Annotated in this window: 14 protein-coding genes; 9 read left to right on the top strand and 5 right to left on the bottom strand. The window is 36.6% G+C overall.

Annotated elements, in window-relative coordinates:
* Window positions 1–93 precede the first annotated feature (93 nt).
* From V0410_RS10715 to V0410_RS10690, 6 genes are all read left to right on the top strand, one after another.
* On the top strand, window positions 94–2,709 hold the full coding sequence (locus V0410_RS10715) for a valine--tRNA ligase (RefSeq protein ID WP_330747463.1): 2,616 nt from the start codon (window positions 94–96) through the stop codon (window positions 2,707–2,709).
* An 86-nt stretch (window positions 2,710–2,795) separates the two neighbouring features.
* A complete protein-coding gene (locus tag V0410_RS10710) occupies window positions 2,796–3,431 on the top strand; it encodes a DUF4241 domain-containing protein (protein WP_330747462.1) in 636 nt (211 codons plus the stop codon).
* 67 nt (window positions 3,432–3,498) lie between these two features.
* On the top strand, window positions 3,499–4,389 hold the full coding sequence (locus tag V0410_RS10705; protein ID WP_110010050.1) for a PfkB family carbohydrate kinase: 891 nt from the start codon (window positions 3,499–3,501) through the stop codon (window positions 4,387–4,389).
* A 90-nt stretch (window positions 4,390–4,479) separates the two neighbouring features.
* Window positions 4,480–5,325 carry an alpha/beta hydrolase family protein gene (locus V0410_RS10700; protein ID WP_330747461.1) on the top strand — a complete coding sequence of 282 codons (846 nt, stop codon included), beginning with the start codon at window positions 4,480–4,482 and terminating at the stop codon, window positions 5,323–5,325.
* Window positions 5,322–5,966: an HD domain-containing protein gene (locus V0410_RS10695; RefSeq protein WP_330747460.1), complete on the top strand. Its 645-nt coding sequence runs from the start codon at window positions 5,322–5,324 to the stop codon at window positions 5,964–5,966. The genes V0410_RS10700 and V0410_RS10695 overlap by 4 nt, the downstream gene beginning before the upstream one ends.
* A gap of 304 nt (window positions 5,967–6,270) precedes the next feature.
* Complete coding sequence (locus V0410_RS10690) at window positions 6,271–6,789, top strand: hypothetical protein (RefSeq protein ID WP_330747459.1); 519 nt, start codon at window positions 6,271–6,273, stop codon at window positions 6,787–6,789.
* Between the two features lie 43 nt (window positions 6,790–6,832).
* Here V0410_RS10690 and V0410_RS10685 read toward each other — a convergent pair whose 3' ends face one another.
* The 5 genes from V0410_RS10685 to V0410_RS10665 all read right to left on the bottom strand — a co-directional run bounded on the left by V0410_RS10685 (window position 6,833) and on the right by V0410_RS10665 (window position 11,306).
* Entirely contained in the window at window positions 6,833–7,063 is a 231-nt protein-coding gene (locus tag V0410_RS10685) for a hypothetical protein (RefSeq protein WP_137905090.1), read from the bottom strand.
* A 102-nt stretch (window positions 7,064–7,165) separates the two neighbouring features.
* Entirely contained in the window at window positions 7,166–8,056 is an 891-nt protein-coding gene (locus V0410_RS10680) for a DUF72 domain-containing protein (RefSeq protein ID WP_202841052.1), read from the bottom strand.
* 162 nt (window positions 8,057–8,218) lie between these two features.
* Window positions 8,219–9,877 carry a ribonucleoside-diphosphate reductase subunit alpha gene (locus tag V0410_RS10675; RefSeq protein ID WP_062673967.1) on the bottom strand — a complete coding sequence of 553 codons (1,659 nt, stop codon included), beginning with the start codon at window positions 9,875–9,877 and terminating at the stop codon, window positions 8,219–8,221.
* Window positions 9,878–9,932: 55 nt separating this feature from the next.
* Window positions 9,933–10,223, bottom strand: a complete 291-nt coding sequence (locus V0410_RS10670; RefSeq protein ID WP_330747458.1) for a hypothetical protein — start codon at window positions 10,221–10,223, stop codon at window positions 9,933–9,935.
* Between the two features lie 108 nt (window positions 10,224–10,331).
* On the bottom strand, window positions 10,332–11,306 hold the full coding sequence (locus V0410_RS10665; RefSeq protein WP_041461620.1) for a ribonucleotide-diphosphate reductase subunit beta: 975 nt from the start codon (window positions 11,304–11,306) through the stop codon (window positions 10,332–10,334).
* Window positions 11,307–11,729: 423 nt separating this feature from the next.
* On the opposite strand from V0410_RS10665, the gene V0410_RS10660 reads away from it, so the two are divergent.
* The 3 genes from V0410_RS10660 (at window position 11,730) to V0410_RS10650 (ending at window position 14,234) form a co-directional block, all read left to right on the top strand.
* On the top strand, window positions 11,730–12,419 hold the full coding sequence (locus V0410_RS10660; RefSeq protein ID WP_034699055.1) for an ABC transporter ATP-binding protein: 690 nt from the start codon (window positions 11,730–11,732) through the stop codon (window positions 12,417–12,419).
* Between the two features lie 98 nt (window positions 12,420–12,517).
* A complete protein-coding gene (locus V0410_RS10655) occupies window positions 12,518–12,874 on the top strand; it encodes a four helix bundle protein (protein WP_062673974.1) in 357 nt (118 codons plus the stop codon).
* 130 nt (window positions 12,875–13,004) lie between these two features.
* Complete coding sequence (locus V0410_RS10650; RefSeq protein WP_202841049.1) at window positions 13,005–14,234, top strand: ABC transporter permease; 1,230 nt, start codon at window positions 13,005–13,007, stop codon at window positions 14,232–14,234.
* The last annotated feature ends 7 nt before the right edge of the window (window positions 14,235–14,241 follow it).

Here is a 14,241-nt window from a genome sequence, read left to right as displayed (position 1 = left end):
TGTGAAACAAAGTTAAAAATTATTTTAATTCATGCTTAAAAATTTTTTTCTTTAGACTATTTTTGCAAATTGCAAGCCAAAGAAATAGAATTTATGCAGATTTCAGAAAAGTACAATCCACAGGAAACAGAACAGAAATGGTACAATTACTGGCTGGAAAACAAATATTTCCACTCAGAACCTAACGACAAACCACCCTATACCGTGGTCATTCCTCCGCCAAACGTGACGGGGATACTACACATGGGGCATATGTTGAACAATACCCTTCAAGATGTTCTGGTCCGTCGTGCAAGAATGCGCGGGTTTAATGCTTGTTGGATTCCGGGAACAGACCATGCTTCAATTGCTACTGAAGCTAAAGTTGTTGCTAAATTGAAGTCTGAAGGAATCAATAAGTCAGATATTACCCGTGAAGAGTTTTTAACCCATGCCTGGGACTGGACTCACAAATACGGAGGAACTATCCTTGAGCAGTTGAAAAAACTGGGATGTTCATGTGACTGGGACAGAACCCGGTTCACTATGGAAGATAAACTTTCGCAGCAGGTTATCAAAAGTTTCGTAGACCTTTATAATAAAGGACTGATCTACAGAGGCTATAGAATGGTCAACTGGGATCCGGAAGCGAAAACCAATATCTCTGACGAAGAAGTAATCTTTAAAGAGCAAAACGGAAAATTATATTTCCTTAAATATAAGATTGAAGGTTCAGAAGAGTTCCTTTCAGTTGCTACTACGCGTCCTGAAACTATTTTTGGGGATACAGCAGTATGTATCAATCCGAATGATGAAAGATATGCACACCTGAAAGGTAAAAATGTAATCGTACCGATCGTTGACAGAGTAATCCCGATTATTGAGGATGAATATGTTGATATTGAATTCGGGACAGGAGCTTTGAAAATTACTCCTGCACATGATATCAATGACTATGAGATAGGGCAGAAACATCAATTAAAAATGATTGATGCGCTGGATGATGACGGAAATCTTAGTGAGCATGGTTTACATTACGCAGGGAAAAACAGATTTGACGTAAGAAAGCAGATCGCTAAAGAACTTGAAGAGAAAGATCTTTTGCTGAAAGCAGAAGATTATGTAAATAAAGTTGGAACATCTGAGAGAACAGGTGCTGTTATTGAACCTAAAGTTTCAGTACAATGGTTCCTAAAAATGTCTGAAATTGCTAAACCCGCTTTGGATGTAGTAATGGATGATGAGGTTAAGTTCTATCCTGAAAAGTTTAAAAATACCTACAAGCACTGGATGGAGAACATCCGTGACTGGAATATTTCCCGTCAGCTGTGGTGGGGACAGCAGATTCCTGCTTATTACTATGGAGAAGGAGAAAATGATTTTGTAGTAGCAGAAACTAAAGAGGAAGCGTTAGAACTGGCCAAACAAAAAACAGGAAATTCGGATCTGACCGCAGAAAACCTTAGACAAGACGATGATGCATTAGACACATGGTTCTCATCATGGTTATGGCCAATGTCTGTGTTTGACGGATTACTTGATCCTGAAAATAAAGATATCAACTATTATTATCCAACCTCTGATTTGGTTACAGGTCCTGATATTATTTTCTTCTGGGTTGCCAGAATGATTATGGCCGGATTGGAGTACAGAAAAGAAGTTCCGTTCAAGAATGTTTATTTTACAGGAATTGTAAGAGATAAGCAGAGAAGAAAGATGTCAAAATCTTTAGGAAACTCTCCAGACCCTCTTGAATTAATGGATAAATATGGAGCAGATGGAGTACGTGTAGGAATTCTATTGAGTTCTGCCGCGGGTAATGACCTTCTTTTTGATGAAGATTTAATGCTTCAGGGAAGAAACTTCATGACGAAGATCTGGAATGCATTCCGTCTGATCAATATGTGGAATCATGAAGATAAGCCAGCTATTGAAACCGATAATCAGGCTATTGAGTGGTTTGAAAACAAGCTTAATAAAACAATTGCTGAAATTAATGATCAATTCGAGAAATTCAGAATTTCTGATGCATTGCATTTGATCTATAAATTAATTTGGGATGATTTTTGCGGTTGGTATCTTGAAGCGATTAAGCCTAACTACGGAGAAGGGATTTCAAAAGAAGTTTATAACAAAACAATCTATTTCTTTGAAGAGCTGATGAAGTTACTTCATCCGTTCATGCCTTTCCTGACAGAAGAATTATGGCAGATGATCTCAGAAAGAAGTATTGATGAGGCTTTAGTAATCGCTCAGCAGAAAGAAGCAGGAGAGTTTGACGAGGCAATTATTAAAAACTTTGAAACGGCAGCAGAATTAATTTCAGGGGTTAGAAATTACCGTCAGACCAAAGGAATTTCACCAAGAGAAGCTGCTGAAATTTATACCAATGCTGCTGAATTTGCCAATGAAGCTGTAGTAAGAAAACTGGCTAATGTTTCTGAAATCCACTTCGGACAGAAAACAGATAAACCGAGCTTTACATTCCTGGTAGGAGCAACTGAAGTTTCAATTCCTTTAAGTGAAAACTTAGATTTAGGAGAGGAAAAAGCTAAAACTGAGGAAGAACTGAAATATTTGAAGGGATTCCTGGTTTCGGTAGAGAAGAAGCTTTCCAATGAAAAATTTGTTGCGAATGCAAAACCGGAAATCGTAGAAGTAGAGCGTCAAAAGCAAAAAGATGCTCAGGATAAGATTGCGATCCTTGAAGAGAAACTGAAAAGTTTATAAAGTATAGACAATAAATTTTGTCAAAATCTCAGGCTGGGTACAGATGAAAATTGTATCCAGCCTGATGGTTTAAAAGAATAAATACAATGACACATATAGAAAACATACAAAAACTATTCTCGAAAGACTTTGTAGAAAGTCCGTTACTTGAAAGTTTTGAAGTAGGAAAGATTTATCTTTCAAGCGGGAAACTGGTTGCCTGTGATCCCTTGATCACCAATGATATGCTTCCTTTCACTACAGAATTTCCAAAAGGAGATTTTTCGGTAATGCTTCATAAAGAAAGAGAAAGTAACTGTGTGGCCTATGCCGAGATTATATTCAGTGATTCTGAAATTAAAGAATGGAAACTGGCAACCACAGCAGGACAAAAATTAAATGATCTTGAGGAAGGAGAAGTATTTGGATATCCCGTAGAAAGCGGGATGGGATGTCTGATGGATGTTGATACCCAAAACAGCCTTAATGAGCTGGAACAAAGATTATACGAAAATAAAGGAGGTGATTTTATGGGAATTTATGAAGAATTCTTCCATGACTATTTCTTTGATGAAAACGGAGCAATAGATCAATATGCCTTTCTTAAACCGGCAAAAGAACATCCCGGAACTATTTTTGCTTTTGAAACCGGATATGGAGAAGGATTTTATGCCAGCTATATCGCTTATGATAAAGATCAACAACCCGTGAAAATAATTACTGAATTTATTGAGATAAGTTAATTTTAAATTAGTTATTTTTGAGACACAATTTTGTCAGTTATAAATTTTAAAGCTAATACAAAACACAATGAATTTCTCATCAGAACAACCTCGTATTATTGTTGTGGGCAGCTCATCGATAGATTTGGTTCTTGAAACCGAAAAACTTCCTTTGCCTAATGAAACCGTCTTAGCTGTCAAATCAGATAGTTATTTTGGAGGTAAAGGTGCTAATCAATCAGTAGGTACAGCCAGGTTGGGAGCAAGTGTATACTTTATCGGATGCGTTGGGATGGATCCTCTTGGACAGCAGATCATGAGGAATCTGGTAAGCGAAAATGTAAATGTAGGATTTGTTCATGAAACAGATAAAGAAGCTACGGGAACTGCCTACGTAACGACTTCTCACGGGAATGCGGCAATTGTTGTAGTACCTGCAGCCAATAAATATCTCAGCAAATCGCATATAGATGAAGCAGAGAAATATTTTAACACCACTGATCTTGTGTTGGTACAGCTTGAAGTCTCTATGGATGTTGTAGAGCATACCGTTAAAAAAGCTAAGAAATACGGGAAAAAGGTAGGATTATATGCCTCACCTGCCATGAGAGTCAGTGAAGAAATTTTAGAAATGGTTGACTTTATTGTGGCTAAAAGTAATGAGCTGTATGTTATTTTTGGGGAGGAAAAAAGAGAAGAAGTTCTTAAAAAGTATTTCAATAAGGTATTTGTAAGGGATGACACCAATTCAACCATTTACTTTGATGGTACAGAAATGAAATATTACAGAAACGATAAAGACGAAAAAGTATATAAAATGGGAATGGGGGATGCATTTACATCAGGATTTGCCATTGCATTATGCCATGGGAATTCTATCGAAGATTGTGTGAAATTCGGGAATGAGGTTTCATCAAGGGTTTCAGGAGGCAAAGGCTCTCAGACAGGATTGCCAAGAATCTCAGATTTCTTTTCCTAAAACTATTTACGACATATCAAAAGTCTGAAACTTAACATAAAAATATAAGTAAAATGTCCACTTTTATAGTGGATTTTTTCTTTTTATACTATGGAAAAACTAATATTAACCACAGAAGACCATGTCACACTAACTGCCCATTTGTTTAAACCGGAAAAAGACAATGGAAAATTATTACTGATCAATTCGGCGACAGGGGTAAAGCAGCAGATCTATTTTTCTTTTGCCAGCTACTTTTGTGAACAGGGATTTACAGTCATTACCTATGACTACAGGGGAATTGGACTTTCCAAACCGAAAAATATGAGAGGATTTCAAGGCTCTATGAGGCTTTGGGGTTCAAAAGATTATAAAACGGTAACTCAATATATCAAATCAGAATTTAAAGACTATAAAAAGTACTGTTTGGGGCATTCTGTAGGTGCGCTCATTCTCGGAATGAATGAAGATTCCAACATCTTTGAAGAATTTGTTTTTGTAGGAACACAAAATGCCTTTGTGGGAAACCTTAAAGGAAGAACAAAAGTTGAAGCGTATTTAGGCTTTGGAATTGCGCAGCCTTTAACTACTTCACTGTTAGGGTATTTCCCGGCGCATTGGTTTGGATTGGGAGAAAGTCTTCCAAAAAATTGTGCATATGACTGGAGAACCTTAATTTTAAACAAGAAATCAACCAACAAGCTGTTGGAAAAAATTGATGATTTTTCTAAAAATTTAACCCAGAAAGTATTTGTAATCCGGGCTGAAGATGATGTATGGTTAACAGAAAAAGGAGTATTAAGTTTATTGAATAATACCTATTCAAATCTCAAACCTACTTACAGACTGGTAGCTGCTTCAGAATCTGATAAAAAAGAAATCGGGCATATCAATTTTTTTAGAAGTTACAACAGCAAACTCTGGGATATTATTTTAAATGAACTGACAGATAAATGAAAAGTACGATTGATAACACTGTAGCATTTGTAAAAGAAAAATTAGATGGAGCAGAAGCCGGACATGACTGGTTTCATATTGAAAGGGTCTGGAAGCTGGCTGCTCAGATAGCAGAAACAGAAGACTGTGACAAAGAGGTTGTAGAGTTGTCTGCCCTTCTTCATGATATTGCTGATCCTAAATTTCATAATGGCGACGAAACTATTGCTCCGAAAATATCGAGAGCATTTCTTGAAGGACAGCATGTACCTGAAGAAATCATTCAAAAGGTTTTATTTGTCATCGAAAATATTTCGTTCAAAAACAGAGATCAGGCGCCGGTAAACCCACCCATTGAACTTCAGATTGTACAGGATGCAGACCGTATTGATGCCATAGGCGCTATTGGAATTGCCAGGACGTTCAATTTTGGAGGTTTTAAAAATAATCTGATGCATCATCCGGATATGAAACCCAAACTGGGAATGTCAAAAGAAGAGTATAAAAAATCTAACGGGACCACTATTAATCATTTCTATGAAAAATTACTGCTTCTGAAAGATATGATGAATACTGAAAAAGGGAAAAAAATGGCCGAAGAAAGACATAATTATATGCTGAATTTCCTCGACCAGTTTTATAAAGAATGGAATGTAGATTAAAAAATAGAATTAGAATGAATTGAATCTGATTCTGATTCTGCTTGATAAAAATTAACTATCCGAACAAATATTGTATATGACATTATTAGTTCGGATAGTTTTTATGAACAGATATACCAGATCAGTTCAAAGGGAAATAAAGATAGAAAACTATTTTTTAGGGCTGGTTAAAATTAAAAATTGGCCTCGGACATGGATAAAATAGAGATAAGAAGTATCTTTGTAAAATATGACACTCATTATTTTCATAATATTTTTAGCTTCTGTTCTTTCCTTAGTTCTCTTTAAGGTTAAATCAGGAAGCATGGCCAGATGGGCAAAGCTGTTTCGTATTGTAACGGTAGTTTTTTCAATTTCTGTTTTTACCTATTGGTTTATCAAGAAAAGTGCTGTGGCATTCGTGGATAATTCTGTGGGGCTGCAGGTGATTAATAAGCTTCCGCAGGCATTAGACTTTTATTTAATCAAAGTAAATAAAACAGATCAGAATACTACTCTTGAACCTAAACATATCGGAAAAATACGCCCGGAGTATTACAGAATAGAGTACCTCAAAATGGATAAGTCTGACGAATATTGGATTGCAGGCTATCTTGGAAAGAAAAACCTTGTGTACTTTTCTCAACATTCTGTACCCAATAAAAATATCGACCAGATTGTAGAAGTGCAGAACTACATCAATCAAAGCATGAAGCTTTCTGATGCTGCCAAAAAACAGGTGGATGCTTATAATTATGAGAATACAAAGCTTGGTATCTGGATTACATTAGACTTCCTGCTCCTGTTTCTCAATCTCGTATTGCTTCTTAGAAAAAATAAATAAAAAAGGTAATGAGTTTCAAATACTCATTACCTTTTTGTTTCTATTAAGGATAATCCAGAATCTGCATAATCCGCTCTTTAAACTCTTCAGGACAGGCTTTAATCAATCTATCCTTATTTTGTTTACTGATTTCTTTGGGTTCAAGCCATTCAATCTTGTTGAAATTCAGACTGTGATTATCATATACTCTTTTTATCGTATGGTTTTCATAAAAAATATAGTCATCACCAAGCCAGTTGGTAGCAATACTTATTGTACAAATTTCCTTTTCCATGATTTATGTTTTAAAGTATAATGTTGAGTGAAATACATTATACTCTAATATATGAATTTTTTCGTTATGAAAAGGAATACCGCAGTCTCTCTCCACATTGACTTAAAAGAGGGTTCCGGTGCTTTCTGCTGCCATTTGCGGAATATGAATATCCGTTTTCCATTCTTCATTCACTTTTTTGATAAAATAAGCAGATAATAGAGGAGATGCTTTTTCAATATTCTGGTGTACAAAGAAGTAAAGGTTCTGAAGACCTTCTTTCTTCCATTTGGTAAGGTGCTTCAGCCAGTCATCCAGTCTTTCGTAGTCACTTTCTGCATTGGCTCCCACATAACGGATAAATGCGTTGGGTGTGGTAAGACGCATGTGAAGCATATCTCTTCTTCCGGCAGTATCTACGATGATATTGGTGATATTATGGGCTTCAAAGAGTTCACATGTTGTATTAAGTATTTCTTCATCGGTAAACCATTCCGTATTTCGGAGTTCTATGGCTAACGGAACTTCTTTTGGCCATTCCTTTACAAACTTTTCCAGTCTGTCATAATCCTTAGGTTTAAAATTATCATGAAGCTGAAGGAAGGCCATCCCCAGTTTTTCATCAAAATTAATAACAGCGGAAGCAAAATGAGTTACAGGATCAGTAACATCAATCAGTCTTCTGAAATGGGAAACGGTATTCGTGATCTTAGGAAAGAATTTAAAATTTTCCGGTGTTTTTTCTTTCCAGGTCTTTACCTGATCCGGAGTTGGCATTCCGTAGAAAGTAGCATTCAATTCAATAGAATTAAACTGAGTGGCATAATAGGTGAGTTCATCCTTAGTTCCTTTAGGATAGAATCCTTTGAGATCTGTTTTATTCCATTTCGCACATCCGATAGAAATATTTTCCAGGCCTTTTTTATTAAGGGCCAGTATTTCTTTCGTTCTGGGATGATCTTTAGGTAATGTGAAATCTATTTTTGATGGGTCTTCTACTTGTCCGAATTTCATATCTGTAGTTTTGGTATTAAACAATAAACACAAATATAAACCAAAAATCCCAGAGCATTCTATGATTTCTATGGAAAGTAATTAGACAGAATCAGCATTGAAAACGACAAAAGCACACCTTTCGGTATGCTTTTGTAAATATAGCGTGTTTATTACTTGGTCCTATGCCTCGCAGCTTGAACATGATACGAAGTTAACCATCATTTCTTTTGAAACAGATGAACTTCTTTGGTAGTAAAGTGTTTTCACTCCTTTTTTCCAAGCTTCAATATAAAGGTAGTTGACATCTTTTACAGGCATTGTAGAAGGAATCTGAAGATTCAGAGACTGTGCCTGGTCAATATATTGTTGTCTTTGTGCAGCCTGAGAAATAATCTCCATTGGAGAGATTTCTTTAAACGTTTTGAATACTGCTTTTTCTTCAGGAGTAAGCTCGTTCAGGTGCTGTACAGATCCGTGGTTCAGCATGATTGTTCTCCATGTTTCTTCGTTATCCAACCCTTTTTCTTTCAACAGTTGTGCAAGGTATTTGTTTTTACGCATAAAGTTTCCTTTCGCAAGACCTGCTTTATAATAGTTGGAAGAGAAAGGCTCAATTCCCGGAGAAGTTTGTCCTAAGATGGCAGAACTTGAAGTGGTAGGAGCAATAGCCATTGTTGTGGTATTTCTTAATCCGTAACCTTTCAATACTTCAGGTTCTCCATAGATGTTGGCAAGTTCTCTTGAAGCCTGCTCAGCCTGCTCTTTGATATGTCTGAATGCTCTGGCATTGAACTGAGTCGCTTCAAAGCTTTCAAACGGAATCATATTTTTCTGTAAATAAGAGTGGTATCCTAAAACTCCTAATCCAAGAGCTCTGTGACGCATCGCGAAGTTTCTTGCTCCCTGTAGGTAATAGTTTCCTTCAGTTTTGTCAATAAATTCTGATAATACCGCGTCAAGGAAGTATACTGCCAGTTTTACAGCGTCTGTATCTTTCCACTCATCATACAATTCCAGGTTCATGGAAGACAGACAGCAGATGAAAGACTCTTCCATTGTTGACGGAAGCATGATTTCAGAACAAAGGTTACTTGCATTCACCGTCATTCCCAAGTCTTTATAAACCTGTGGCTTATTTCTGTTCACATTGTCTGTAAAGAAAATATATGGAAGTCCTTTTTGCTGGCGGCTTTCCAATACTCTTGCCCAGACTTTACGTTTTTCCATATCACCATCGATCATATCCTGCATCCAGTAATCCGGTACACATACTCCGGTAAAAAGGTTCTGAATCGGGCTGCCGATATCTTTAATGGATAAAAATTCTTCAATATCTCCGTGGTCAATATCCAAGTAAGCAGCAAAGGCACCTCTTCTTACTCCTCCCTGAGAAACAACATCCATAGCCGTATCGAAAAGCTTCATGAATGAAACTGCTCCTGAAGATTTTCCGTTATCCGTTACAGCGGTTCCTCTGTTTCTCAATTCTCCAAAATATCCTGAAGTTCCACCTCCGATTTTAGTCTGCATGATAACTTCACCCATTTTGTGGGTAATTCCTTCAATGCTATCCGGAATATGAACGTTAAAACATGAGATAGGAAGACCTCTTTCCGTTCCCATATTAGCCCATACAGGAGAAGAGAAGCTGATCCATCCCTTCGTGATCATCTCTTTGAAAGCCGGCTGAAGTTCAGGTTTGTATAACCTTTTTGCAGCGGCAGTGGTAATTCTGTCGATAGCTCCGTCTACTGTTTCACCTTTCAACAGATATCCTCTGTTCAGCATTTGCTCAGACTCTTCATTGAGCCACCATATATTTGAATTTTGCTCTTCCATAGATGTTATATTTTCGAATTCCGGAATGAGAGAGTCACTCCGGAATTTTGTTTTTTTATATTATTGATTGTAAAATTTCTACTTTGTGGGAACCGTTCAGCCCGCTTTCATCTCTTAATCTCTGAAATTCTTTAAAAGACGGAACATTCAAAACCTCATGCTGAACTTCTTCATTGATGTAGTTTGAATAATGTACAAAAGTAACACCGTCTTCCTTTACAAAAACCTTATATTCAAAAGTGGAAGGATCTAAATTTTTGAAGTCTTCCAGAAATTTTTGGATATGGGTTTTATTGTTTGGAACAAATTCCGGGTTTACCGTATAGGTTACTATTACATTAATCATTTCTTTTGTATTTGTGCTTTACTGATGAACAACAATTTCACTTATTAATCAGAAAAGGGTAATCCTGATACTGACTGCTTTGACGCTCGCTTCGCTCGCGCTCCAATATTAGAACAAGTCGTTTGCTGTAATACTCTTATCGTGTTTTGTATAGTCAACAGGTCTTTTAGCAAAGAAATCATCTAGTGAATTGGCGAAAACTTCTTCCTCGAACCATACCATTGGTCTGTATTGTTCAGGCGTAATGTTGTATCTTGTTTTCATGTTGATTTTCTTCAAGCTGTCATCCACACGGTATTTCATGAAGTTGAGAAGATCTTCTTTAGAAACGTTGTCGATTTCTCCCAGTTCAAAGATCCAGCTAAGGATATCTCCTTCTCTTGCGATAGACTCATCTACCAAAGTGTAAATGTCTTCGATATCGCTGTCTGTTAACAAGTCAGGCTGTTCCTCACGGATTTTGTTGATCAGGTAAATTCCTGCGTTAGCGTGAATCTGCTCATCTACGGAAGTCCATGCAATGATATTGGAAACGTTTTTCATAAACCCTTTGAATCTTGTGAAAGAAAGGATGATGGCAAACTGCGAGAAAAGAGAAACATTTTCCACTAAAATACTGAATAATAGTAAAGCGGAAACATACTCTTTAGGTGTTGCAGAATTAGCATGTTTTAAAGCATTTCCAAGAAACTCTATTCTCCCTTTTACAGCAGGAATTTCGATAACATTAAGGAACTCGTCATTATATCCTAATACCTCTAATAAACGGGAATATGCTTCAGAATGACGAAACTCGCATTCTGCAAAAGTAGATCCTAATCCATTGAACTCCGGTTTTGGTAGGTGGTTGTATAAATTTCCCCAGAATGTCTTTACAGACACCTCGATCTGTGCAATGGCTAACAGCGCATTTTTCACAGCATGCTTTTCATGTGGTTCCAACTGCGAATGAAAATCCTGAACATCTGCAGTAAAGTCCACTTCCGAATGCACCCAGAACGATTTGTTGATGGCTTCTACAAATTGAAGAACCTCCGGGTATTCAAATGGCTTATAACTTACTCTTTTATCAAAAATTCCCATATTAAATATCTTTATAATTAAATAATTTAGATCCTTGTGGATAACGTTCCGGAAATACTTAACTTTTTGTTTATCTGGAAGTTGTGAATTAAAGTTATTCACTTCCCAAATTCATATTTCTTGTAAAGAACTAATAGCAAAGTTCGAAAAAAAGAACTGATTTTGAAAGAGGTAAATACTAATAGGCTGACTTTTAGCCTGAAAAGTTTTCCACATTTACATGAAACTGGCTCGGATAATAGGCTGGACAGCAATCTTGAGGATAAATAGATACAAATAGGGAGTTACAGTTAAACAATATTTTGTAAAGTATTGTTAATAAAGGATTAATGTATTAAACAAAAAAAAATTTGAATAAATTTTTATTCTTGTAACAATTTGAAAATATCATCTACTTATTGGGTATAAAACATACATCACTTAATGTTAGTAATTCAGGATTTAAATAAGTCATACGATACAGGGAAAAGCAAGCTTCATGTGCTCAAAGGAATTAATCTGAATATTTCTGAAGGGGAGTTTGTTTCTATTATGGGAAGTTCCGGTTCCGGAAAATCTACGCTTCTTAATATTATTGGAATTCTGGATGAAAAAGATTCCGGAACCTATGAGTTGGATGGAGTTCCTATTGAACATTTATCCGAGGTAAAGGCTGCGGAATACAGAAGTAGATTCCTGGGATTTATTTTCCAGTCTTTTAACCTTATCAATTATAAGACAGCTTTGGAAAATGTTGCCCTGCCTTTGTACTATCAGAATGTACCAAGAAAAGAGCGAAATCAGAAAGCTATGGAATATCTGGAAAAAGTAGGATTGGCACAATGGGCCAACCACCTTCCAAGTGAACTTTCCGGAGGGCAGAAGCAGAGAGTAGCCATTGCAAGAGCATTGATTACAGATCCTAAAGTAGTACTGGCAGATGAGCCTACGGGAGCATTAGACTCCAAAACCACTCATGATATTATGAAACTGCTTCAGGATATCAATAATGAAGGAAAAACAATCATCGTTGTAACCCACGAACCTGATGTCGCTGCACAGACCAAAAGAAATGTTGTGCTGAAAGATGGGATTATTGAGAGTGATGAGTTTATTAAGCAGATTGTATTATAAGTGAATCGTGAATGGTCAATTTTGCTTCGCAAGTGAATTGATAATGAAGAGGAAAAATAATTAATAACACACACAAATGAATATGAAAAAAAATAAAAATGTTTTTAAATCTGAACCATTATAAACTTGATGTTTATCAGTCAGCCAGAGAATTAAGAATAGAATGTTATAAAATTTTATCCAAGATTCCTGATCATGAAAAGTTTAACATAATCGACCAGATACGAAGAGCTTCTACTTCAGTTGTATTAAATATTACCGAAGGATGTTCAAGAAAATCTGAACTGGAAAGGAAAAGGTATTTTGAAATTGCCAGAGGTTCGGTTATTGAGTTGGATTCTTGTTTTGATATCGTTATAGAATGTAATTATATTAAAATAGAGGAATTAACAAAAATTGGAAATTTAATAAAAACAGCATTTATCTTGTTAAGTAAAATGTTGAAAAAAGATTAGAAATGTGAAAATTAGTCAGGTTCGTAATTAAAGTTTTGTGAAGAATAAATTGACAACAAAGTTAATTGACTTCGGAGAAAATTGAGGGCGCAGCTAATTGACTTTTTTACAAAGTAAAAAAATAAAAACTATGTTTGACCTAGATCGTTGGCAGGAAATATTCAGTTCTATCCGGAGTAATGTACTTCGGACGGTGCTTTCAGGGTTTACAGTAGCTTTGGGACTGTTTATTTTCATCGTACTTTTTGGAATTGGAACAGGTCTTCAGAATGCTTTTTCTGAAGGATTCTCAGGTGATGCCAAAAACCTGATCACCATTACTACCGGAAAAACGACATTGGCCTATAAAGGACTGCAGTCAGACCGAACCGTTACACTGAATAATGGTGACTATGATTTTCTTATTAACGCTGAGAAAAAAAATGTAGGAGCTTCCAGCCCGAGATACAATGCCAGTTTAATGGTGAAATATGGTAAAGAAAGCGGAATCTATCAGATCCATGGAGCAGAACCCGGAGAGCAGGTGATTGAGAACCGGAAAATGATCGATGGCAGATATATTTCTCCAAGAGATCTGGAAGGAAAGCAAAATGTGGCCGTCATTGGAAGAATGGTACAGCGGGATTTGATCAAGAACGGAAGCCCTGTAGGAAAAGAACTGGACATCAATGGAACGATGTTTAAAGTGGTGGGCGTATTTTCAGATGATGGTGGAGACTGGGACGAAAGACATATCACGGTACCGATTACCACTTTGCAGCAGATGAAAAAAGGTTCCGATACGGTGAATATTGCCTATATCTCATACAGTGATAAACTGACTCCTCAGGAAGCTATTAAATACGGAGATGAACTTAAAGATAAGCTGAAATCAAGGAAAAATGTTTCTCCTGATGATGAAAACGGTGTCCGTGTCTGGAATAATGCTAAAAATATGAACGACACATTCATGTTTATGGCGGTACTTACAGCAATTGTAGGGTTTATCGGGCTGGGAACACTGCTTGCCGGAATCATTGGGATCAGTAACATTATGGTGTATATCGTAAAAGAAAGAACCAAAGAAATCGGAGTTCGAAAAGCTATTGGCGCAAAGCCAAGCGGAATTGTAGGGCTGATTGTTCAGGAAAGTGTTGTGATTACAGTGGTGTCCGGACTTGTTGGAGTCGGAATAGGTGTTTTAACCTTAAACCTTATCGGGAACAGTCTTGAAGAATTTTTTATTAAAAACCCAAGTGTTGGCTGGGGATCCATTATTATGGCCTTCATTGCACTGATTTTCTCAGGACTGATCGCAGGATTTGTACCCGCGTACAGAGCTTCCAGAATCAAACCTATTGAAGCGCTGAGGACGGAATAATATAAAC

It is taken from the genome of Chryseobacterium sp. CP-77 (assembly GCF_036362765.1).
GTDB classification, from domain to species: Bacteria; Bacteroidota; Bacteroidia; order Flavobacteriales; family Weeksellaceae; genus Chryseobacterium; species Chryseobacterium cupriresistens.
Note: the sequence above shows the minus strand (reverse complement) of the source record. Positions and strands in the feature narration are given on the sequence as shown.

Excerpts from the sequence above, each read along its gene's own strand:
- V0410_RS10665 (WP_041461620.1), bottom strand. The coding sequence starts at position 11,306 with ATGGGAATTTTTGATAAAAGAGTAAGTTATAAGCCATTTGAATACCCG.
- V0410_RS10655 (WP_062673974.1), top strand. The coding sequence starts at position 12,518 with ATGTTTTTAAATCTGAACCATTATAAACTTGATGTTTATCAGTCAGCC.
- V0410_RS10650 (WP_202841049.1), top strand. The coding sequence starts at position 13,005 with ATGTTTGACCTAGATCGTTGGCAGGAAATATTCAGTTCTATCCGGAGT.
- V0410_RS10695 (WP_330747460.1), top strand. The coding sequence starts at position 5,322 with ATGAAAAGTACGATTGATAACACTGTAGCATTTGTAAAAGAAAAATTA.
- V0410_RS10675 (WP_062673967.1), bottom strand. The coding sequence starts at position 9,877 with ATGGAAGAGCAAAATTCAAATATATGGTGGCTCAATGAAGAGTCTGAG.
- V0410_RS10680 (WP_202841052.1), bottom strand. The coding sequence starts at position 8,056 with ATGAAATTCGGACAAGTAGAAGACCCATCAAAAATAGATTTCACATTA.
- V0410_RS10685 (WP_137905090.1), bottom strand. The coding sequence starts at position 7,063 with ATGGAAAAGGAAATTTGTACAATAAGTATTGCTACCAACTGGCTTGGT.
- V0410_RS10670 (WP_330747458.1), bottom strand. The coding sequence starts at position 10,223 with ATGATTAATGTAATAGTAACCTATACGGTAAACCCGGAATTTGTTCCA.
- V0410_RS10690 (WP_330747459.1), top strand. The coding sequence starts at position 6,271 with ATGGCCAGATGGGCAAAGCTGTTTCGTATTGTAACGGTAGTTTTTTCA.
- V0410_RS10710 (WP_330747462.1), top strand. The coding sequence starts at position 2,796 with ATGACACATATAGAAAACATACAAAAACTATTCTCGAAAGACTTTGTA.
- V0410_RS10700 (WP_330747461.1), top strand. The coding sequence starts at position 4,480 with ATGGAAAAACTAATATTAACCACAGAAGACCATGTCACACTAACTGCC.
- V0410_RS10660 (WP_034699055.1), top strand. The coding sequence starts at position 11,730 with ATGTTAGTAATTCAGGATTTAAATAAGTCATACGATACAGGGAAAAGC.
- V0410_RS10715 (WP_330747463.1), top strand. The coding sequence starts at position 94 with ATGCAGATTTCAGAAAAGTACAATCCACAGGAAACAGAACAGAAATGG.
- V0410_RS10705 (WP_110010050.1), top strand. The coding sequence starts at position 3,499 with ATGAATTTCTCATCAGAACAACCTCGTATTATTGTTGTGGGCAGCTCA.